Here is a 20,047-nt window from a genome sequence, read left to right as displayed (position 1 = left end):
GATGCGGGCTGCGGTGATGGGGTCACCCATCGGCCATTCGCTCTCGCCCTACCTGCACAGGGCCGCCTACCAGGCGATGGGGCTCGACGGGTGGAGCTACGAGGCGTACGAGTGCGATGAGGCGCGCCTGCCGGGGCTGCTGGCGGGGCTCACACCCGTGCGCGGCGGTGCCGAGACCGGTGCCGGTGCGAGTGCGGGTGCCAGTTCGGATGCCGAGGCCGGTCCTGGTGCGGGTGCCGACGCCGAGGCCGGTCCGGGTGCCGGCGCGGACGTCTGGGCGGGGCTGTCGCTGACCATGCCGCTCAAGCGGGCCGTGCTGCCCCTGCTCGACACGGTGTCCGAGCTGGCCGTGGAGGTCGGCGGCGCCAACACGGTGGTGTTCGGCGACGGCGCGCGGCACGGCCACAACACCGACGTCTACGGGATCGAGCAGGCGCTGGCCGAGGCGGGGGTGCCCGCGCCGCGCTCGGCGACCGTGCTGGGCGGCGGGGCCACGGCGGCCTCCGCGCTGGCGGCGCTGCGCAACCTCGGCCTGTTCTCGGCGACCCTGCTGGTGCGCGACCCCGCGCGGGCGGGGGAGACGGTGGAGGTGGCCGAGCGGCTGGGGGTGGCGCTGGCAGTGGAGACGTTCGACAAGCTCGACGCGCTCATCGGCGTCGACCTGGTGGTCTCGACGCTGCCCGGAGGGGCGGCCGACGTCTTCGCGGGGCGGCTGACGCGGGTGCCGGCGCTCTTCGACGTGGTCTACTCACCCTGGCCGACCCGCGCGGCGGCGGCCGTCCAGATGGGGGGCGGCACGGTGGTCGGGGGGTTCGAGATGCTGCTGCACCAGGCGGTGCGGCAGGTGGAGCTGATGACGGGGCGGTCCGACGTGCCGGTGGAGGCCATGCGCGCCGCCGGCACGGCCGAGATCGTCAGGCGGTCGGCCAGCCGAACGGGTTGACGACGGTCTTATCGTCAGGCGGTCGGCCCTCGGACGGGTTGACGGTCTTGACGTCGAGCCCGGCGAAGTCCTTCACGTTGCGGGTGGCGAGGGTCCAGTCATGGGTACGCGCGGTGGCCGCGATGAGGCCGTCGATGATCGGCAGCGGCCGCACGGCGTGCAACCGCCCCCACTCCTCGGCGACCACGGCACCCTTGCGGATCTCGCCGAACACCATGACGCTCACGTAAAGGCCGGAGCCGGTGCCGAGCCATGCCTGCACGTGCGCGTCTCTGGTGCGCTTGGTCATCTCTGACAGGACAGGTAGCTCACTCGGCGCCCTCGAAGCCCGGGCCCCGCGTCTCGGCGCTCTTGTCGCGGGCAAGGTCGAGAACGCTCAGATCGGGAGCCGAGAGCTGAAGTCCGGCTGCTCGCCCTTGAGCCGACGGTCATGCCGAGAATGACCGCCACGTCGTGCCCATGCCCGGTGACGATCTGCGGGCCTTCATCATGGGCCCTCCTGGCGACCTCGCTGAAGCGCTGTTCGGCCTCCCGCAGCCTGCCACTTGGTAATTTCGGCCTGTTGTACTGTCATTTGCCCCTCCTGGCTGGTTTTCTGGACAGAAGTTTGAGGGGCGGTCTTGGCCGGCGGGGATGATTCGAGTGGATGCCGGTGTTGTGGTAATGTAGCTCTCTGATCGGTCCGGCATGCCTTGCTGGACGCGCAAGCGGAGGTCTCCCTCCCACCTGAGTCACCGCAAGGTGGCCGGGTCCAGGATCACGCCGGACTACTCCGGGGAGCTCGAGGCCACGAAGCCAAAGAGCTCAGTGGCCCCGCATGCGCGACGTGCGGGGCTTTTCGCGTTGAAAGCGAGAAGTCCCGGGCACGACGAGCACGTAGGGATCGCAAACCTAGGAGGCCCCATCAGCACTGAGCCCCGCATCAACGAGCGTATCCGAGTTCCCGAGGTTCGCCTCGTGGGCCCGAACGGCGAGCAGGTCGGCATCGTGTCCATTCACGACGCCCTCAAGCTCGCCCAGGAGGCCGACCTCGACCTCGTCGAGGTCGCGGCCACGGCTCGACCGCCCGTGTGCAAGCTCATGGACTACGGCAAGTTCAAGTACGAGTCCGCGATGAAGGCGCGCGAGGCGCGCAAGAATCAGGCGCACACGATCATCAAGGAGATCAAGCTCCGGCCGAAGATCGACCCGCACGACTACGAGACCAAGAAGGGTCACGTGGTGCGGTTCCTCAAGGCGGGAGACAAGGTCAAAGTCACGATCATGTTCCGTGGCCGTGAGCAGTCCAGGCCGGAGCTCGGCTTCAGGCTGCTGCAGCGGCTCGCGGACGACGTCCAGGAGCTCGGGTTCGTGGAGTCCCACGCCAAGCAGGACGGCCGTAACATGATCATGGTGATCGGTCCGCACAAGAAGAAGGCCGAGGCCAAGGCCGAAAAGGCCGCCGCCAAGGCCCAGCGTGGCGACGAGGAGCCTTCCGTACCGGAATCCGTACCGGAAGCGTGACCCGCAGTTGGGGTTAGCCTTACAGGCGGGACCCCAGCCAGCCACCGGCAGACGAAGACGTCGCTACCGGGCCGACCAGCACCGGCCCGGCCAGCGGCACGACCGAAACGAGGAGAGACGGCGACATGCCGAAGATGAAGACGCACAGCGGTGCGAAGAAGCGGTTCCGGATCACCGGCACCGGCAAGATCAAGCGTCGCCGTGCCAACCGCGCGCACTACAACGAGTGGAAGTCGTCCACGCTGACGCGCCGTCTCAAGAACGAGGTCGTCCTTTCCGACGCCGACTCCAAGAAGATCAAGAAGCTGCTCGCCAAGTAAGTAGCGCGAACCCCCGGGGAGAAGAACATGGCACGCGTGAAGCGGGCGCTCAACGCCAAGAAGAAGCGCAAGGTCGTCCTCGACAGGGCGAGCGGTTACCGTGGCCAGCGGTCACGTCTTTACCGCAAGGCCAAGGAGCAGATGCTCCACTCGATGACGTACGCCTACCGGGACCGTAAGGACCGTAAGGGCAACTTCCGTCGTCTCTGGATCCAGCGGATCAACGCCGCCGCTCGTCAGAACGGCATGACGTACAACCGCCTGATCCAGGGTCTGCGCCTGGCCAACATCGAAGTCGACCGCAAGATCCTCGCCGATCTCGCGGTGAACGACAGCCAGACTTTCGCCACGCTCGTCGAGGCCGCCAAGAAGGCGCTTCCGGCGAACGTGAACGCTCCGGCCGCGAGCTGAGCGATCGCCTTAAATCGAGGGCCCACCGATTGCGGTGGGCCCTTTGTTGTATGAAACGCAGGGGGAGAGCATGGCGGGGTCCGAGCTGACCAACGTGAGATCGCCGCGGGTCAAGGCCGCCAGACGGCTCACCAAGCGGGCCTTCAGGGAGCAGGACCGCAAGTTCCTGGCCGAAGGCCCCCAGGCGGTACGCGAGGCGCTCAAGCTCGAGGACGTGACCCTGGAGCTCTTCAGCACCGCCGAGGCCGAGCTGCGCCACCCCGAACTGATCACCGAGGCCACGCTCAAGGGCGTCCCCGTGCACCGGGCCAGCGGCGAGGTCATGTCCGAGCTGTCCCAGACCGTGACCCCGCAGGGGCTGGTGGCCGTCTGCCGGCTCGTCCACGTGCCGCTGGAGCGGGCACTGACCGGTGAGCCCCGGCTGGTCGCGCTGCTCGCGCACGTGCGCGACCCGGGCAACGCCGGCACCGTCATGCGGGCGGCCGACGCCGCCGGCGCCGACTCGGTGATCCTCACCGACGCCTCCGTGGACCCGTACAACGGCAAGTGTGTACGCGCCAGCGCCGGCAGCCTGTTCCACCTCCCCGTCGCCATCGGTGCACCGGTGGCCACCGCCGTGCGTCAACTGAAGGAGCGGGGACTGCGCGTGCTGGCGGCCGACGGCGCGGGCAAGCACACGCTCGACGACGTCGATCTTTCCGGACCGACCGCGTGGATCTTCGGCAACGAGGCCTGGGGACTGCCGGAGGAGATCCTCGCCGAGGCCGACGACGTGGTCCGGGTGCCCATCTACGGACAGGCGGAAAGCCTGAACCTGGCCACCGCGGCGGCGGTATGCCTTTACTCATCGGCCAGGGCGCAGCGGGTCCCCTAGGGGACCGGAAACCCGCTATTGTCGGCGTTGTAGGCGGAGGAGGCGAGGTCGTGCACGGCGCAGACACCGACGGGCGAGTGGTGGCCGCCGCGTGCACGATAGCCATCGACGACCTTCCTGACGGGCTCATCGTGACCGACCGATATGGGTGCGTGGTGGCCGTCAACCAGGCCGCGTCACGCCTCACCGGCGTCGCCATGGAACGCGCGGTCGGCCGGCACATGAACGATGTCTTTCCCTTTCGCGACCATGACGGGCGCGACTGGTGGAAGGCGCTCGACCCCGAGGGCGGGCTGCGCACGCGGAGCAGGGTCCCGGAGCGGCCGCTGCACCTGCCGGGCCGCCAGGAGCTCTACGTCGCGGCCAGGCTCGTACGCGAGCCGGAGCGCGGCGGCGAGGTCGAGCGCGTCGCGATCACCCTGCGCGACGGCGGCGCCCGCGCCCGGCTGGAGCGCAGCCGCGCCGATCTGGTCTCCACCGTGGCCCACGAGCTGCGCTCGCCGCTGACCAGCGTCAAGGGGTTCACCGCCACGCTGCTGGCGAAATGGACGCGCTTCACCGACGAGCAGAAGCGCGTCATGCTGGAGACCGTCAACAACGACGCCGACCGCGTCACCAGGCTCATCACCGAGCTGCTCGACGTCTCGCGGATCGAGTCCGGGCGGCTGGAGGTGCGCCGCCAGGTCGTCGACATCCCGGCCAGGACCCGCCGCCTCGTCGCGGGCCGGGTCGCGGCCGGTGAGAGCGAGGAACGTTTCAAGCTGATCGTCGACGACGACCTGCCGGAGATGTGGCTCGACCAGGACAAGATCGACCAGATCCTGGGTAACCTGGTGGAAAACGCGGTGCGCCACGGGCGGGGCACCGTCACCATCGAAATCGAATCCGTCGGATGGGGAGTGGCCGTGTCGGTGCGCGATGAGGGCGAGGGCATCGAGCCCGAGCTGGCTCCGCGCGTCTTCAGGCAGTTCTGGCGGGGCGGCAACAGCCGCAGGCGCGGTGGCACCGGGCTCGGCCTGTTCATCGTGAAGGGCCTGGTCGAGGCGCATGGCGGGACGATCGCCGTGCAGCGGGCGCCCGAGGGCGGCGCGGAGTTCCGATTTACCGTGCCCACCGGCACCCCCGACTTCGTCATCCCGTAGTGAGCGAGTCGGCCCCGGTGGGCGGGTCCCACTAGACTCTTTTCCGCTCAAGCCCTGGATACGGAGCTCACTCTTGTCTGATTACGACCCCGTCGAGGTGACACCGTTGCACGCCGACGAGCTGTCCCGCATGGAGGCCGACGCCATCGAGGCGATCAAGGCCGCCGCCGACCTCGACGCACTCAAGCAGGCCAGGCTGGCGCACGCGGGCGACCGCTCGCCCATCGCCCTGGCCAACCGCGAGATCGGCGCCCTGCCGCCGGCCGCCCGCGCCGAGGCCGGCAAGCGCGTCGGCGGCGCCCGCAAGGCGATCGGCGAGGCGCTGGCCGCCCGCCAGGCCGAGCTGGAGGCCGAGCGCGACGCGCGCGTGCTCGTCGAGGAGAGCGTCGACGTCACCCTGCCCTGGGACCGGCGGCCGCGCGGCGCCCGCCACCCGCTGACCACGCTGCAGGAGCGCATCGCCGACGCGTTCGTCGCGATGGGCTACGAGGTGGCCGAGGGGCCCGACCTCGAAGGCGAGTGGTTCAACTTCGACGCGCTCAACATCGCCAAGGACCACCCGGCCCGCTCCGACCACGACACCTTCTTCGTCGGGTCCACCGACTCCGGCATGGTGCTGCGCACGCAGACCTCGCCGGTGCAGATCCGCGCGCTGCTGCAGCGCGAGCTGCCGGTCTACGTGATCTCGCCGGGCAAGACCTTCCGCACCGACGAGCTCGACGCCACCCACACCCCGGTCTTCCACCAGACCGAGGGGCTGGCCGTGGACGAGGGCCTGACCATGGCCCACCTCAAGGGCACGCTCGACCGGTTCGCGGAGGTGATGTTCGGCAAGGGCATCACGACCCGGTTCCGGCCCAACTACTTCCCGTTCACCGAGCCGTCCGCCGAGATGGACCTCAAGTGCTTCGTCTGCCGTGGCGCCTCGGCGATCCTCGGCAACCCGCCCTGCCGCACCTGCAAGTCGGAGGGCTGGATCGAGTGGGGCGGCTGCGGCATGGTCAACCCGCGCGTGCTCATCGCGTGCGGCGTTGACCCCTCGCGCTACTCCGGGTTCGCGTTCGGCATGGGCATCGAGCGGACGCTGATGTTCCGCCACAACGCCGAGGACATGCGTGACATGGTCGAGGGAGACGTGCGCTTCACGCTCCCGTTCGGAATGGAGATCTGATGAGGGTCCCGCTTTCCTGGCTGCGGGAGTATGTCGATCTCCCGGCGGTCACCGCCCACGAGGTGGCCGACAAGCTGACCGCGGCCGGGCTCAAGCTCGAGTCGATCGTCTCGCACGGCCATGACGTCAAGAACGTCGTGGTCGGCGAGGTGCTCGAGATCGAGGAGCTGACCGGGTTCAAGAAGCCGATCAGGCACTGCAAGGTCGAGACGGGCGAGGCCGCGCCGCGCGAGATCGTCTGCGGCGCGACGAACTTCGCCGCCGGCGACCGCGTGCCCGTCGTGCTGCCCGGTGGCGTGCTGCCGGGCGGGTTCGAGGTCGGGGCGCGCAAGACGTACGGGCGGCTGTCCGAGGGCATGATCTGCTCCGAGCGCGAGCTCGGCCTGGGCGACGACCACAACGGCATCATGGTGCTGCCCCCGGACACGCCGATCGGCACCGACGTGGTCGAGCTGCTCGGGCTGCGCGACGACGTGATCGAGCTGGAGATCACGCCCGACATCGGCTACGCGCTGTCGATCAGGGGCGTGGCGCGCGAGGCGGCCACCGCGTTCGGGGTGCCGTTCCGCGACCCCGCCGACGTCGAGGAGCCGCCCGCCGAGACCGAGCCGTCCTGGCCCGCGTCGATCGCCGACGCGACGGCGTGCGACCGGTTCGTGCTGCGCGAGGTGCGCGGCTTCGACCCGTCGGCCCAGAGCCCGCTCTGGATGCGCGTACGCCTCCAGCGCGCCGGCATGCGTCCCGTCTCCCTGGCCGTCGACATCACCAACTACCTGATGCTGGAGCTCGGGCAGCCGCTGCACGCGTTCGACCGCGACAAGCTGCGCGGTGAGATCGTCGTACGCCGGGCCAGGCCCGGTGAGAAGCTCGAAACGCTCGACCACGTCGTGCGGGAGCTCGACCCCGACGACATCCTCATCACCGACCAGTCGGGGCCGATCTCGATGGCCGGCACGATGGGCGGCCTGGACAGCGAGATTTCCGGCGCCTCCACCGACATCGTCATCGAGGCCGCCCACTTCTCCGCGACCGGCATCTCGCGCGAGTCGCGCAGGCACGGGCTGGTGTCGGAGGCGTCCAAGCGCTTCGAGCGGGGCGTCGACCGGGAGCTGCCGCTGATCGCCTCGTGGCGGGCCGTGCGGATGCTGGCCGAGCTGGGCGGCGCCACGGTGGCGCCCGGCGTCACGCACGCCGAGGTCGAGGTGGCGCCCGCGCGCATCGCGATCCCGTCCGGCTACCCGGGCCGGGTGGCCGGGGTGTCCTACTCCAGGGACACCGTGGTCGCGCGGCTGGAGCAGGTCGGCTGCGTCGTCACCGGCGGCGACGACCCGGCCGTGCGCCAGGGCGGCGTCGACCCGACCGGGGTCGTGACCGGCGGCGCGCTGGCGGCCAGGCTGGCCGTCACCGGCGACGACATGATCACCGTGACGCCGCCGTCCTGGCGTCCCGACCTCACCGACCCCAACGACCTGGCCGAAGAGGTCATCCGGCTGGAGGGCTACGAGAGCCTGCCGTCGGTGCTGCCCGCCGCCCCGGCCGGCGCCGGGCTCACAGAAGGGCAGCGGCTGCGCAGGCGGGTCGGCCGGACGCTGGCCGAAGGCGGCTACGTCGAGGTGCTCGACTACCCGTTCATCAGCGCCGACGACTTCGACCGGCTGCTGCTGCCCGCCGACGACGCGCGGCGTAACGCCATGCGGCTGGCCAACCCGCTGTCGGAGGACGAGCCGCTGATGCGGACGACACTGCTGCCGGGTCTGCTCAAGACCCTGGTACGCAACGTCGGGCGCGGCTTCACCGACGTGGCGCTGTTCGAGACGGGGCCGGTCTACCGGCCGCGGCCGGGTGCGCCCGAGGTGGCGCCGGTGCTCGGCGTCGAGCGCCGGCCGACCGCCGAGGAGCTGGCCTCCATCGAGGCGGCGCTGCCCGACCAGCCGATGCGGGTCGCGGTGGTGCTGGCCGGGGAGTTCGAGCGGTCCGGCTGGTGGGGCGCGGGCCGTGCGGTGTCGTGGGCCGACGCCGTGGAGGCCGCGCGGCTGGTGGCGGGCGAGGCGCGGGTCGAGCTGTCCATCAGCGCCGACCAGCACGAGCCCTGGCACCCGGGCCGGTGCGCCGCCCTCTACGTGGGCGACACGCTGGTGGGGCACGCGGGCGAGCTGCATCCGCGGGTCATCCAGGCCTACGGGCTGCCGCCGCGCACCGCGGCGATGGAGCTGGAGCTGTCCCGGCTGGAGGCTGCCATGACGGGGCCGGTCCAGGCGCCGGCGGTGTCGGCCTATCCCGTCGCCACGCAGGATGTCGCCCTCATCGTCCCGGACTTCACGCCGGTGGCCGACGTGGAGGCCGCGTTGCGCGATGGGGCCGGGGAGCTGCTGGAGTCGATCCGGTTGTTCGACGTCTACGCCGGGGAGCAGGTGGGCGAGGGGAACAAGTCGCTCGCCTACTCGATGCGGTTCCGGGCCGCTGACCGGACGTTGACGGTTGAGGAGACGACGGCGGCCAGGGACGCGGCGGTGGCGATGGCGGCCGATCGGGTGGGGGCTCAGCTGCGGAGCTCGTGAGCTTGACTCCGGAGGGCCGGTGCGGCGGATGCCGCGCCGGCCCTTTCGCGTCATATGCGGTTGATCGCGGCGAGGTCGAAGTCGAGGTCGAAGGGGACGGTCAGCTTCAGCCGGTCGCGGTGGACGCCGGTGGGGATGTAGGAGCCGGTGACGGAGTCGGGCTCGTAGACGTGGACGACCGGCTGGTCGGCCTCGTTCTCGACGAGTCAGAAGTGCGGAATGGCGGCCGAGGCGTAGAGGTGCGGCTTGCGCTGGCGATCGCGCACGTCGGACGCGGGTGAGACCACCTCGACGACGAGCGAGACGTCGTCAGGGCGGTAGAAGGTCTCCTTGGCGCCCTGCCCGGCGTCCGCTGCCACGACGCAGAGGTCCGGTTCGGGGCGCTGGCCTCTGCTGAGGATGACGCTCATCTCCCGGCGCACGCGGAATGCGGCCGGGGCCGCGCGCCGGAGCCTGCCGTCCAGGAGTGAGACGGCGCGCATGTGGAAGAGGGCGCGGCGGCTCGGGAAGACCAGGGCGCCGTCGATCAGCTCCGTGTGGACGGGGAGGTCGGGCAGGCGATCGAGGTCTTCGGCCGCGAATCCGTCGGGTGGGGGGATGACCCCAGGAGGGAGGGCATCGAGGTCCTCTGTCATGACGCAACGTTATCGGCCGCGACGGTCCGTGTGCGGGCAATGGCTGGGAGAATGCGGGTTCATGAGGCAGTTGCTGGTGTTCGGGGAGCGGGACGACGCCGAGGAGGTCGCGGAGACGCTGGGGGAGTGGTTTCCGGGGCTCGGGGTGCCGCGGGTGGTGCGGGAGACGCTGGCCGGGGAGGACGACGCCGAGGACGCGCAGTGGCTGGTCGTGGTCGAAGGGCTGGACGAAGAGGCGCTGGCCAAGGTCGATGAGCTGGCCGAGCGGTATGAGGGGTGGCGGGAGGCCGAGTGAGGGGTTCTCCGGGTAGCGAACAGCGGGGCCGGGGCGCCTGAATCAGGGCAGGGTGGCGATATGCGAATCGCCGTGTTGTCCGATGTCCATGGGGTGTTGCCCGCGCTGGAGGCCGTGCTGAGTGAGCCCGACGTGGCCGCGGCTGATCTGATCGTGCTGACCGGTGACGTGGCCGCCGGGCCCATGCCGGTCGAGACGCTGGATCTGCTGGTCTCGCTGGGGGAGCGGGCCCTCTGGGTGCGGGGCAACGCCGATCGGGAGCTGGTGGAGATCGCCGGGGGCAAGGCCGGGCCGTTCGCGTCGGCCGAGTGGGCGGCGAAGGAGCTGCGGCGGGATCAGGTCGCGTTGCTGAGCGGCATGCCCGAGCGGTGGACGGTCGAGCTCGGGCGCCTGGGGAGCACCCTGTTCGTGCACGGGACGCCGCGTAGCGACGAGGAGATCGTGCTGGTCGACAGCTCGATCGAGCGGTGGGGCGAGGTGCTGGCGGGGGAGAGCGCCGACACCGTGGTGCTGGGCAACACGCACATGCCGTTCGTCCGGCTCGCCGATCGGGTGCTGGTCGTCAATCCGGGCTCGGTGGGGATGCCGTACGGGCGTCACGGGGCGCAGTGGGCGTTGCTGGACGGCGAGAGCGGCGCGGTGACCTTGCGGAACACGCCGCTCGACGCCCGGCGGGTGGGGGAACGGCTGGTGGCCGAGAGCGGGTTCGGCGGGATCGAGGAGTGGGTCGCCGAATACGTGACCAGCGTCTACTCCGACGCCGAGGCGCTGGCCGCGTTCGGGAAGCGGGGGTAGGTCAGGCGGCGGCCGTTTCCCGGCGGGCCTTCTCCGACAGGGCGTGCTCGTCGGTCCTGGCGTCGTACCGGCGGAATCTGGGCAACGTGGCGGCCAGCGCCAGGACGGCGCCCACGCACAGCAGGCCGCCCGCGCCGAGCGAGAAGCGGGTGCCGCTGAGCTTGGCCATCAGGCTGGCGCGGGCGTTGCCCAGCATCGGGCCGCTGGCGTAGGAGAGCAGCTCGATGCCGGCCAGCCGGCCGCGCAGCTCCGGCGGGATCGTCTGGTTCCACATCGTCATCCGGAAGATGCCGCTGACCATGTCGGCGGCGCCCGCCAGCGCGAGGCAGACGAAGACCAGCCAGACGTTGGGGGCCAGCGCGGTCAGCGCCACCGCCGCGCCCGTCAGCGCCGCCGAGACGATCACGCCGAGCCCCTGGCGCTGCACCCGCGCCGTCCATCGGCCGGTGACCGAGGCGATCAGGGCGCCCACCGCCGACGCCGAGTAGAGCAGGCCGAGCGCCTGCGGCGACCGCAGCTCGTCGGCCAGCCACGGGTACAGCGCCGTGGACATGGCGAACACCATCGCGGCGATGTCCACCACGTACGTGCCGATCAGGTCGCTGCGGCCCATCGCGTACCGGACGCCCTCGACCAGGGACTTCAGCGACGCGGGCGCGGCGTCCTCGGCCGGCGGCAGCGAGCCCACGCGCCACAGCAGGACCAGCGACACGGCGAAGGTGAGGCTGTCGAGCGCGTACGCCCCCGCGGGGCCCCACGTCGTCACCAGCAGGCCGCCCAGCGCCGGGGCCACGATGGCGCCGAAGTTCCAGCGCAGGCTCGACAACACCGCGGCGGCCGACTGCTGGTCGTGCTTGACGACCTGCTGGATCACCGCCTCCAGGCTCGGGCGCTGCAGGCAGGCGATGCCCGTGGACACGGCGCCCACCACGTACAGGACCCAGACCTGAGGGTCGGGCAGCATCGCGTTGACCATGAGCGTGGCGGTGGTGAACAGCAGGCCCAGCTCGCTCACCACGATGATCTTGCGGCGGTCGAGGGCGTCGGCGATGGCCCCGCCCCACAGCCCGCACACCACCATCGGCACGAACTCCGCCAGGCTCACCAGCCCGACCGCCAGATAGGAGTCGGTGAGCTGCTTCATCTGGTACGGCACCGCCACCAAGGTGATGAACGAGCCGAACATCGTGATGACCCCGGCGGTGAACAGCAGCCGGTAGTCGCGCGAGTCGCGCAGCGGGCTCACGTCGATGGTCAGATGGCGAGAAAGGCGCTTTACGGCATTGAGCACGAGTTCAGATTGTCCGACACGTGAAGTGATCAGGGCAAATGGATTTCAGCGCACACGCCGACGGCCCCCGGGAGTACCCGGAGGCCGTCCATCAGGAAGATCAGGAGGGGACCTTGTCGAGGAAGCCGAGGACCTTGCGGATCCTGCCGTCCTCGGCCAGCTCCACCACGTCGAACCCGATCGCGACCGGCTCCCCGCCCTCGGGGCCCAGGTGCCAGGTGAAGCGGGCGACGTGGTGGTGGGCGTCGTACGTCTCGCCGGGGGTGAAGACCAGGCCGGGGAACATGCCCTGCGCGCCCTCGATCACCGCGGCGATCGCGGCGTGCCCGGCCACGTCGGCCAGGGGGTCGGTGTAGGTGGCGTCCTCGGTCCACAGGCCGGCCACCGCCTTGGCGCGGGCGTCGGGGTCGGTCTCGTTCCAGGCTGCGACGTAGCGTTCGATGAGGGTCATGATGTCTCCCGGGTCTAGTTGGTGCGGGCCTTGCGCAGGCCCATGATCTGCAGTTCGGCGAAGCCGCCGACCACGAGCGCCTGGGCGATGGCCCAGATGGCGCCGATGGTGGTGAACTCCAGCGCGCCCGTGACGACGGCGGCGACGCTGCCCAGGGTCCAGATGATGTTCAGGGCGATCACCGCCTTGGTGCCGGCCGGGCTGATCGCGCGGCGGGCGGCCAGGAGGCCGACGGCGACGCCGTACACGAGGAGGAAGACGCCGATGCCGCGCAGCAGGCCGGCGTCCGGGCCGAGCAGGGTGCCGACGGGGCCGGCGAGGGCGAGGTAGATCAGCCCGTTGCCGCCGGTGACGACGGCGTCGGCGGCCAGGGCGAGGCGCAGGAACTTCGTCCGGTCGGCGGTGACGGTCACAGCGGTCATGTCGGGCTCCCTTTGTTGTGGCTGTTCGGTGCGACACCTGAAAGATGTCAGCCAGGGGGTAGGGGCCGCGATTACGCGTCAGGTAAGCGTGGGGCGCCGAGCTGCGGAAACGCCGTTGAAATGTGACCGTCGTCACCGTTTCCGGTACGTCACGACCTTGTCGCCCTCGGCCGGGTACGCCATGACCAGCAGGCGCTGGCGACGGAGGCGTACAACGTCCGGCGCAGGAGGGTGACCCGCCGGTCGCGGGTCGCCGCGGGCCGGGCCGGGCAGGATCTGCCAGTAGGCCCAGCCCTGTACGGCCGCGACCGGCGCCAGGAGCAGCACGAGCCACCACCTGACGGTGAAGTCCATGAGCGGGGAGTCGTGCACGACCAGCCACCAGGCGTGGTCGAGCCTGCCGGTGGCCGGCGTGGCCACGCCGGCGGCGATGGCCACGAGCCCATAGCCCGCCGCGGCGAACGCGGCGATCCTGCCTGACCGATGGCGACGCACGAGGGCACTCCCGGGGGGTTGGAGCGCCAACTCTAGCGGACGATGATCAGGCGCTGCCCAGGATCTCCCTGCGCAGGTGGGTCTTGAGGATCTTGCCGCCGGGGTTGCGGGGAAGCTCGCCCTCGCGGAACCACACGTGCACCGGGATCTTGAACTTGGCGATCCGGTTCGCCAGGAACGCCTGCAGCTCCTCGGCGGTGACCGTCCGGCCGGGGGCCAGGCGCACGACCGCCCCGACCTCCTCGCCCAGCTCGTCGTCCGGTACGCCGATCACCGCCGTGTCGTCCACCGCCGGATGCTCGAACAGGGCCGCCTCCACCTCGGCGCAGTAGACGTTCTCGCCGCCCCTGATCAGCATGTCCTTGGCCCGGTCCACGATGTAGACGAAGCCCTCGTCGTCGATCTTGGCCAGGTCGCCGGTGTGCAGCCAGCCGCCGACGAACGTCTGCGCGGTCGCCTCCGGCTTGTTCCAGTAGCCCAGGATGACGTTCGGGCCGCGTACGCAGAGCTCGCCGACCTCGCCCGGCGGCAGCTCGGCGCCCGACGGGTCCACCACGCGCACGTCCACCACGGCCGCGGGCAGGCCGATGCTGTCGGGCCTGGCCTGGTAGTCGGCGCCGCCGTTGCCGATGGCCAGGGCGGTCGTCTCGGTCATGCCGTAGCCGTTGGAGGGGGCGCGGTCGGGCAGGTTCTGGGTGATGCGCTCCAGCAGCTTGGGCGGGGCGGGGGCGCCGCCGTAGCCGAGGGTGGTCAGCGACGACAGGTCGTACTTGCCGAAGTCGGGGTGGGACATGAGCTGCCAGGCGTTGGTCGGCACGCCGATCATCGCGGTGACCCGCTCGCGCTCGATGAGGCGCAGGGCCTGCTCGGGGTCCCACTTGTACATGAGCACCAGGCCGCCGCCGCTGAACATCGTGGTGGTCAGGGCGGAGAAGCAGCCGGTGACGTGGAAGAGGGGGACGGTCAGCAGCGTGACCCGGCGCACTCCGGCCGCCGCCGCGACGTCCTTGCCGGCCAGGGCGGTGGCGCGCATGAGACCGTACGCGACCGTCATGGGGGACTGGCCCAGGTTGCGGTGGCTGCCCAGCGCGCCCTTGGGGTTTCCGGTCGTGCCGGAGGTGTAGAAGATCGTGGCCGGGTCCTCGGGGGACAGCTCGACGTCCGGAAGTTTCACGTCGGCGACCACCTCACCCAGCACCTCGTCGAACGCCCGCGCGCCCGCCGGGGCCTCGCCCCTGGTGACGATCATCGGCACGCCCGTTGAGGCCAGCCTGACCGCGCGCTCGCCGTCGGCGATCAGCACCTTGGCGCCGGAGTCGTGCACGCCATAGGTCAGCTCGGCCTCCGTCCACCAGGCGTTCAGCGGTACGGCGATGGCCCCCGCCGCCAGCACGGCCGAGAACGAGATAGCCCATTCCGGATAGTTGCGCATGGCCACGGCCACCCGGTCGCCCTTGGTCACGCCGTACTCCTCGACCAGGCGGGCGGAGAGGGTGGCGGCGCGGCGGAAATGCTCCTCGAAGGTGAGGTGCTCGTCCTCGTACGCCAGGAAGACCTTGTCGCCGTGGAACCGGCTCATCTCCAGCAGGGCGCGGAAGTGGGCCGGTGCGTGCTTCCACGTGCGTACGCCGCTGTCGCCGATCTCCTCGATCTCGAACAGCTGGCCTGGACCGGTGAGCTGGGCCTGGACCTGGGCGTGCGAAAGAGACATGCGCAGAACTCCCGCAGTGGACGATTATTCCGGATAATTCACAGTACCGACCGGTAGGTACGTCGCGCTAGACCAGGAAAAATGGCCATATTGCCCCCTCTGCCGTTGATGTTCCCAGGGGTCGCCTGCGGGGAAACCTCCGTGAAAGTTTCATATATCTGCCGATAGTTTCAGCGCGTCAACTGCTGCTTTGGCGGCGGGGTTTGCCTGCCATTGACCATGCACGGGCATGTCAATACCGTCGGCGATGCGGTCCTGTCCGGGCCGAAAACTTTCGGAACCGAGTGCCTGCCTCCGGAGGTAGATGTCCGTGCATTCGTCGCTTGTCAGAATCCTCACCCTGGTGGGGATGCTCGCAGCCTTCCTCCTGCCCGCCACCGCGGCCGAAGCGTCCGGCCCCCTGCGTACGCACGCCGAGGCGCGGGGCAAGTTCATCGGGGCGGCCCTCGCCACCAGCCCGCTGGCCAACGAGACCTCCTACCGCAATATCGCGGCCACGGAGTTCAACCAGATCACCGCCGAGAACGCGATGAAGTGGGACGCCACCGAGCCCAGCCAGAACCAGTTCAACTTCTCCGGCGCCGACGCCATCGTCAACTTCGCCACCCAGAACAACCAGCAGGTCCACGGCCACACCCTCGTGTGGCACAGCCAGACGCCCGGCTGGGTGCAGGGCCTCGGCGCCACCGCGATGCGCTCGGCCATGCAGAACCACATCAGCCAGGTCGTCGGCCGCTACGCCAGCAACGCGGCCGTCGTCTCCTGGGACGTGGTCAACGAGGTCTTCGACGACAACGGCAACATGCGGACCTCGTTCTGGTACAACACGCTGGGCCAGAGCTACATCGCCGACGCCTTCCGCGCGGCCCGCGCCGCCGACTCCAACGCGCGGCTGTGCATCAACGACTACAACGTCGAGGGGATCAACGCCAAGAGCACCGCGATGTACAACCTGGTCTCGTCGCTGCGCCAGCAGGGCGTGCCCGTCGACTGCGTGGGCTTCCAGGGACACCTCGCGATCCAGTACGGCTTCCCGAGCGACCTCCAGCAGAACCTGCAGCGCTTCGCCGCGCTCGGCGTCCAGGTCCGGATCACCGAGCTGGACGTGCGGATGCAGATGCCCAGGGACGCCACGAAGGACGCCACCCAGGCCACCTACTACCGCAACGTCGTGAACGCCTGCCTGGCGGTCTCGGCCTGCGCCGGGGTGACGATCTGGGGCTTCACCGACAAATACTCGTGGGTGCCCGACACCTTCTCCGGTCAGGGCGCCGCGCTGATCTACAACGAGAGCTACCAGCAGAAACCGTCGTACACGGCCGTCCACGACGCCCTGGCCGGCGGCTCGACCACCGACACCACGCCGCCGACCACGCCCGGCACACCGGCGTCGAGCGGCGTCACCTCCAACTCCGCCGCGCTGACCTGGACCGCCTCGACCGACAGCGGCGGCAGCGGCCTGGCGGGCTACAACGTCTACCGCGAGCAGGGCACCACCGACACCCAGCTCGGGCAGAGCACGACCAACTCGATCACGCTGACCGGGCTGAGCCCGAGCACCCAATACCAGGTGTACGTGCGGGCGCGCGACGGAGCCGGCAACCTGTCCGGCAACTCGGCGCTGGCCACGTTCACGACCACGAGCGGGCCGGGCGGCGGTGGCTGCACCGCGGTGGGCACCGTACAGAACCAGTGGAACAACGGCTACGTCGTCCAGCCCGTCACCGTCACCAACACCGGCACCGCCGCCATCACCGGCTGGACCGTCACCTTCACCCTGCCCGCCGGTCAGACCCTGGCCGGCTCCTGGAACGCCGCCCTGACCGTCAGCGGCCAGACCGTGACGGCCAGGAACGCCGGCCACAACGGCAACCTGGCGCCCAACGGCGGCACCACCTTCGGCTTCCAGGTCAGCCGGCCGAGCGGTAACACGCAGACCGTCTCCGGATACACCTGTGCCTGACCAGCCCTGAACGGGGATCCCCTGGGGTCTGCCCGGCCTGCCCGCCCGGCTACCGGCCCGCCCCAGGGGATTCTCTCCGGTGGGAATATTGACAGTTAAACCGTTGAGGTCTGTCGTTCGCCATAGGAGGTGAACGGCATGAACGAATGGGATGCCACCTCGTACGCCGGGAAGGACACCATCCTGCGAGTCGTCAGGGACGAGGCCGAGCGGCTGTTCGCGCTGGCCGAGCCCGAGGAGGCGTGGGAGGCTCCGACCGCCTGCACGGGCTGGACGACGCGCGACGTGGTCGCGCACATCGTCGACACGACGGAAGGCTACTTCGCCGCCTTCGAGGCCGCCCGGGGTGGCGGGGAGCTCGGTACGGCGTACGGACTGCCCGGGATGGGCGCCCGCGTCAACGACCAGGCCATGGCGCTGCGCGGGGTCCCGCAGAAGGAGCTGCTCGACCGGCTCAAGACCGACTTCGAGCGGATGCAGGCGATCCTGCGCGACCTCGGCGAGGACGAGTGGAGCGGGCTGACCGTCCCGCACTTCTACATGGGCCCGCTCCCGGCCTACTTCTACGCGGCCGGGCAACTGATGGACTACGCGGTCCACTCGTGGGACGTCCGCCAAGGCACCGGCCGCGCGCACGGCCTGCCGGGGGAGTCGGCCGACCTGCTCGTGCCGTTCATGTTCGTGCTGTGGCAGTCGACGATCAAACAGGGGGCGGACCTGACGCCGTTCGACGTCGGGATCCGGGTGGGCGGCGTCAACGGCGGCGACTTCCGGGTCTCGGTCGGGGCTGAGGGGATGACGTACCGGCAGGCGAACCTGGACGGGCTGCCGGCGGTCATCGAGTTCGACGCCGGGAGCATGGTGCTCACGACGTTCGGGCGCAGCAACTCGGGGACGGTCCGGGGTGATCTGGCGATCGCCGACCGGTACCTGAATCTCTTCTTCCGGATCTAGCGCTTCGTGACCTGCCGGTGCGACGGCCGGCAGGTCGCGCCCAACGGGAACTCGGGCGCCGGAATTCGCGTCAAAGCCGGAATGAGAGCCTTTCGCGTGTTCCTGGCGGCCGTCCTCATCGCCCTGGGCGCCGGGTGTGGTCAGGACGTGGCGGTCTCGGCGGCTCCGCTCTTACCGGAGCGGCCAGGAGGTCTTCATCTGGAGGAGATGATGCCATCGAAAGCCGAAGGAGACCCGGTCACGGCCTATGCGGACGGTGACAGGACGCTGGCCGTGCTGGTGACGGACTCGGAGGACTGGGATCCGCCGTACGGCGGCAAGCCGGTCAAGCTGGACAGGCACGAGGCGACCATGGGCGGCTCGGGACGGCACCGCTGGATCACCTGGCCGGACAAGACCAGCCAGGACTTCGAGTCGTTCGCGGTGCTGGGCCACGGGCTGTCGGACGCCGAGCTGACCGCGGCGGCCAACGGGGTGGTCGAGGATCGGCGGCGGCCCCGGATCGACGACGGACGCCTGCCGGACGGGCTGAGCCTCGTCAAGAACGGTTCGCTGCCGGTCGGTGGGTGGCGCGCGGAGCTCGGGGGGACCGAGCGCGTCTGGACGAACCGGCAGAAGCGCGCCAGGATCGTCGTCAGCCAGTTGCCCGGCGACGCCGATATGGAGGTGCTCGCCGGGACCACGGTCAGCGGGGAGCGCCGGGAGATGCGCGGCACCACCGGCCTGTCGGGCGGCGACCTGCTGATCAACGGCTCGCTCAGCATGGACTGGGTGCACGAGGACCTGAGCCTCATGATGCCCAAGGTCCGGCTCTGGCGGGAGAACGGGATGATCGTCAAGGTGTCCTCGCTGGGGCTGGCCGACGACGCGGTGGACGCGTTCGTCGAGGGTCTGAGCCCGGCCGGTCCCGAGGCCGTCGAGCGGGCGCGGGACTCCATCCTGAACTATCCGCCTGACCTGCTGTTCCCGCCCGACGACGGTGATGGCCGGCCGTTGCGGGTGGTCACGTCCGGCAGGCTCGGCGAGCGGGCCTGGGCCGTGGCCGCGGGGATGCGGGGCGAGAGCCTCACGCACGCGTTCCGCCTGCTCTCCCGCCGGGACGAGGCCATCGACGGTGGCGGCTCGACCTTCGGCGAGTGGAAGGCGGCGTACAACCGGGGACCGATGGTGATCATGCGTGAGGTGACGGACCTCGGGCTGCCGAGTGACAACGTTCTCGTCGGCTTCGCGGCGGCCGGGGTGGTGAAGGTGCGCATCGCCTACCAGGACGGAACCTCGGAGGAGCTTGCGCTCGGCCCGGAGAGTGTGCCGGGCGGCGTGCGCTGGTTCTCCGCCGAGGTGAAGTCCCGGTCGTTCAAGCTCTCCGCCGAGCTGGCGGACGGCAAGGTCACCGGCACCGTACGCCGCATCCCCTGAGTCAGCGCTGAACCGGGCCCGAGGAGATGACGATGCTGAGATCGTCCTCGGCGTTCTCCCGTATGGCGACCTTCGCCGCGGAGATCGTCAAGGCTCCAGGGTGATGCCTTCGCGCCGCAGGTCCTCGACGATGCCGTCGACCAGCCGGGTGGCGACCGTGTGGTGCAGCCGGCCGTCCTCCCGGAGCTCACGCACGGCGGGCACGGGGTCCGGGTCGGCGAACAGCCGCTCGTCGGCGTAGTCGACCGGCCTGCCGGTCGGGTCGATCGTCCACCAGGACGCCTCCAGCGCGATGCCGTTGGGGTCGCTGAAGTAGATCGAGCGCAGGAACCCGTGGTCGATGACGTCGGTGACCTCGCAGCCGTGCGCCTTGAGCCGGTCGCGCAGCCTGATGAGGGCGTCCTCGTCCGGCAGGTGCAGGGCCAGGTGGTCGAACTGGGCCGCCTTCGCGTACGGCACTCCGGCCGGCTTGGCGAAGCTGTCCAGCGGCTGGTCGGTGTATTCGAAGAAGGCGACCGTGTTGCCGGTGCCGACTTCGAAGAAGTAGTGCTTGAACGCGGGGACGGCGAGGGTGGTGACGAGGCGGGCGTCGAGCACACCGTGCCAGAAGCGCACGGTGGCGTCCATGTCCGCGGTCACCAGGGCAAGGTGGTGCACACCGCGCCAGTGCACCGTTTCCGGGGTCGCAGCCATGCCC

22 protein-coding genes are annotated in these 20,047 nt (G+C 70.2%); 13 read left to right on the top strand and 9 right to left on the bottom strand.

The window, feature by feature from the left end; translation table 11 throughout:
* Position 1: 1 nt before the first annotated feature.
* Positions 2-943 (top strand): shikimate dehydrogenase family protein, encoded by a 942-nt coding sequence (locus tag C4V41_RS25500; protein WP_103958470.1) that lies wholly within the window; start codon positions 2-4, stop codon positions 941-943.
* On the opposite strand, the gene C4V41_RS25495 is transcribed toward C4V41_RS25500, so the two are convergent.
* Positions 915-1,232, bottom strand: a complete 318-nt coding sequence (locus C4V41_RS25495) for a PIN domain-containing protein (protein WP_103958469.1) — start codon at positions 1,230-1,232, stop codon at positions 915-917. The two genes, C4V41_RS25500 and C4V41_RS25495, sit on opposite strands and share 29 nt — an antisense overlap.
* Entirely contained in the window at positions 1,229-1,480 is a 252-nt protein-coding gene (locus C4V41_RS25490; RefSeq protein ID WP_103958468.1) for a type II toxin-antitoxin system prevent-host-death family antitoxin, read from the bottom strand. Before C4V41_RS25490 ends, C4V41_RS25495 begins: the two co-directional genes overlap by 4 nt.
* Positions 1,481-1,786: 306 nt before the next feature.
* Between C4V41_RS25490 and infC the strand changes: the two genes are divergently transcribed.
* From infC to C4V41_RS25455, 7 genes are all read left to right on the top strand, one after another.
* On the top strand, positions 1,787-2,446 hold the full coding sequence (gene infC / locus C4V41_RS25485) for a translation initiation factor IF-3 (RefSeq protein WP_268808656.1): 660 nt from the start codon (positions 1,787-1,789) through the stop codon (positions 2,444-2,446).
* A gap of 125 nt (positions 2,447-2,571) precedes the next feature.
* Positions 2,572-2,766, top strand: coding sequence for a 50S ribosomal protein L35 (gene rpmI / locus C4V41_RS25480; protein WP_103958467.1), 195 nt, complete (start codon positions 2,572-2,574; stop codon positions 2,764-2,766).
* Positions 2,767-2,793: 27 nt separating this feature from the next.
* Positions 2,794-3,177: a 50S ribosomal protein L20 gene (rplT, locus tag C4V41_RS25475; RefSeq protein WP_103958466.1), complete on the top strand. Its 384-nt coding sequence runs from the start codon at positions 2,794-2,796 to the stop codon at positions 3,175-3,177.
* Between the two features lie 70 nt (positions 3,178-3,247).
* On the top strand, positions 3,248-4,051 hold the full coding sequence (locus C4V41_RS25470; RefSeq protein ID WP_103958465.1) for a TrmH family RNA methyltransferase: 804 nt from the start codon (positions 3,248-3,250) through the stop codon (positions 4,049-4,051).
* 50 nt (positions 4,052-4,101) lie between these two features.
* The gene (locus C4V41_RS25465; protein WP_103958464.1) at positions 4,102-5,193 is read left to right on the top strand and encodes a sensor histidine kinase; all 1,092 of its coding nucleotides are present in this window, start codon (positions 4,102-4,104) and stop codon (positions 5,191-5,193) included.
* Positions 5,194-5,323: 130 nt separating this feature from the next.
* Positions 5,324-6,364, top strand: a complete 1,041-nt coding sequence (gene pheS, locus C4V41_RS25460; RefSeq protein ID WP_235030409.1) for a phenylalanine--tRNA ligase subunit alpha — start codon at positions 5,324-5,326, stop codon at positions 6,362-6,364.
* Entirely contained in the window at positions 6,364-8,922 is a 2,559-nt protein-coding gene (locus tag C4V41_RS25455) for a phenylalanine--tRNA ligase subunit beta (protein WP_103958462.1), read from the top strand. Before pheS ends, C4V41_RS25455 begins: the two co-directional genes overlap by 1 nt.
* Positions 8,923-9,128: 206 nt before the next feature.
* Here the strand turns inward: C4V41_RS25455 and C4V41_RS25450 are convergent, their stop codons facing one another.
* Positions 9,129-9,557 (bottom strand): Uma2 family endonuclease, encoded by a 429-nt coding sequence (locus C4V41_RS25450; RefSeq protein ID WP_327537469.1) that lies wholly within the window; start codon positions 9,555-9,557, stop codon positions 9,129-9,131.
* Between the two features lie 61 nt (positions 9,558-9,618).
* On the opposite strand from C4V41_RS25450, the gene C4V41_RS25445 reads away from it, so the two are divergent.
* Both C4V41_RS25445 and C4V41_RS25440 read left to right on the top strand, forming a co-directional pair.
* Positions 9,619-9,852 (top strand): hypothetical protein, encoded by a 234-nt coding sequence (locus C4V41_RS25445; protein ID WP_103958461.1) that lies wholly within the window; start codon positions 9,619-9,621, stop codon positions 9,850-9,852.
* A gap of 60 nt (positions 9,853-9,912) precedes the next feature.
* The gene (locus C4V41_RS25440) at positions 9,913-10,647 is read left to right on the top strand and encodes a metallophosphoesterase family protein (protein ID WP_103958460.1); all 735 of its coding nucleotides are present in this window, start codon (positions 9,913-9,915) and stop codon (positions 10,645-10,647) included.
* 1 nt (position 10,648) lies between these two features.
* On the opposite strand, the gene C4V41_RS25435 is transcribed toward C4V41_RS25440, so the two are convergent.
* The 5 genes from C4V41_RS25435 to C4V41_RS25415 form a co-directional block, all read right to left on the bottom strand.
* Positions 10,649-11,938 (bottom strand): MFS transporter, encoded by a 1,290-nt coding sequence (locus tag C4V41_RS25435; RefSeq protein ID WP_235030369.1) that lies wholly within the window; start codon positions 11,936-11,938, stop codon positions 10,649-10,651.
* A gap of 100 nt (positions 11,939-12,038) precedes the next feature.
* Positions 12,039-12,389, bottom strand: a complete 351-nt coding sequence (locus tag C4V41_RS25430; protein WP_103958459.1) for a nuclear transport factor 2 family protein — start codon at positions 12,387-12,389, stop codon at positions 12,039-12,041.
* A 14-nt stretch (positions 12,390-12,403) separates the two neighbouring features.
* On the bottom strand, positions 12,404-12,811 hold the full coding sequence (locus tag C4V41_RS25425) for a hypothetical protein (RefSeq protein ID WP_103958458.1): 408 nt from the start codon (positions 12,809-12,811) through the stop codon (positions 12,404-12,406).
* Positions 12,812-12,943: 132 nt separating this feature from the next.
* Positions 12,944-13,306: a hypothetical protein gene (locus tag C4V41_RS25420; protein ID WP_146103781.1), complete on the bottom strand. Its 363-nt coding sequence runs from the start codon at positions 13,304-13,306 to the stop codon at positions 12,944-12,946.
* Positions 13,307-13,352: 46 nt separating this feature from the next.
* Complete coding sequence (locus C4V41_RS25415; RefSeq protein WP_103958456.1) at positions 13,353-15,017, bottom strand: class I adenylate-forming enzyme family protein; 1,665 nt, start codon at positions 15,015-15,017, stop codon at positions 13,353-13,355.
* A 349-nt stretch (positions 15,018-15,366) separates the two neighbouring features.
* On the opposite strand from C4V41_RS25415, the gene C4V41_RS25410 reads away from it, so the two are divergent.
* From C4V41_RS25410 to C4V41_RS25400, 3 genes are all read left to right on the top strand, one after another.
* Positions 15,367-16,980 (top strand): endo-1,4-beta-xylanase, encoded by a 1,614-nt coding sequence (locus tag C4V41_RS25410; protein WP_235030368.1) that lies wholly within the window; start codon positions 15,367-15,369, stop codon positions 16,978-16,980.
* Between the two features lie 138 nt (positions 16,981-17,118).
* Positions 17,119-17,934 carry a maleylpyruvate isomerase family mycothiol-dependent enzyme gene (locus C4V41_RS25405; RefSeq protein WP_103958454.1) on the top strand — a complete coding sequence of 272 codons (816 nt, stop codon included), beginning with the start codon at positions 17,119-17,121 and terminating at the stop codon, positions 17,932-17,934.
* An 81-nt stretch (positions 17,935-18,015) separates the two neighbouring features.
* Positions 18,016-19,350 carry a hypothetical protein gene (locus C4V41_RS25400; RefSeq protein WP_146103780.1) on the top strand — a complete coding sequence of 445 codons (1,335 nt, stop codon included), beginning with the start codon at positions 18,016-18,018 and terminating at the stop codon, positions 19,348-19,350.
* Between the two features lie 87 nt (positions 19,351-19,437).
* On the opposite strand, the gene C4V41_RS25395 is transcribed toward C4V41_RS25400, so the two are convergent.
* Positions 19,438-20,043 carry a VOC family protein gene (locus tag C4V41_RS25395; RefSeq protein WP_103958452.1) on the bottom strand — a complete coding sequence of 202 codons (606 nt, stop codon included), beginning with the start codon at positions 20,041-20,043 and terminating at the stop codon, positions 19,438-19,440.
* Between the last annotated feature and the right edge of the window lie 4 nt (positions 20,044-20,047).

Origin of the sequence: Nonomuraea solani (genome assembly GCF_900108335.1) — a bacterium.
GTDB lineage: Bacteria > Actinomycetota > Actinomycetes > Streptosporangiales > Streptosporangiaceae > Nonomuraea > Nonomuraea solani.
This window is presented reverse-complemented; position numbering and strand designations above follow the sequence as displayed.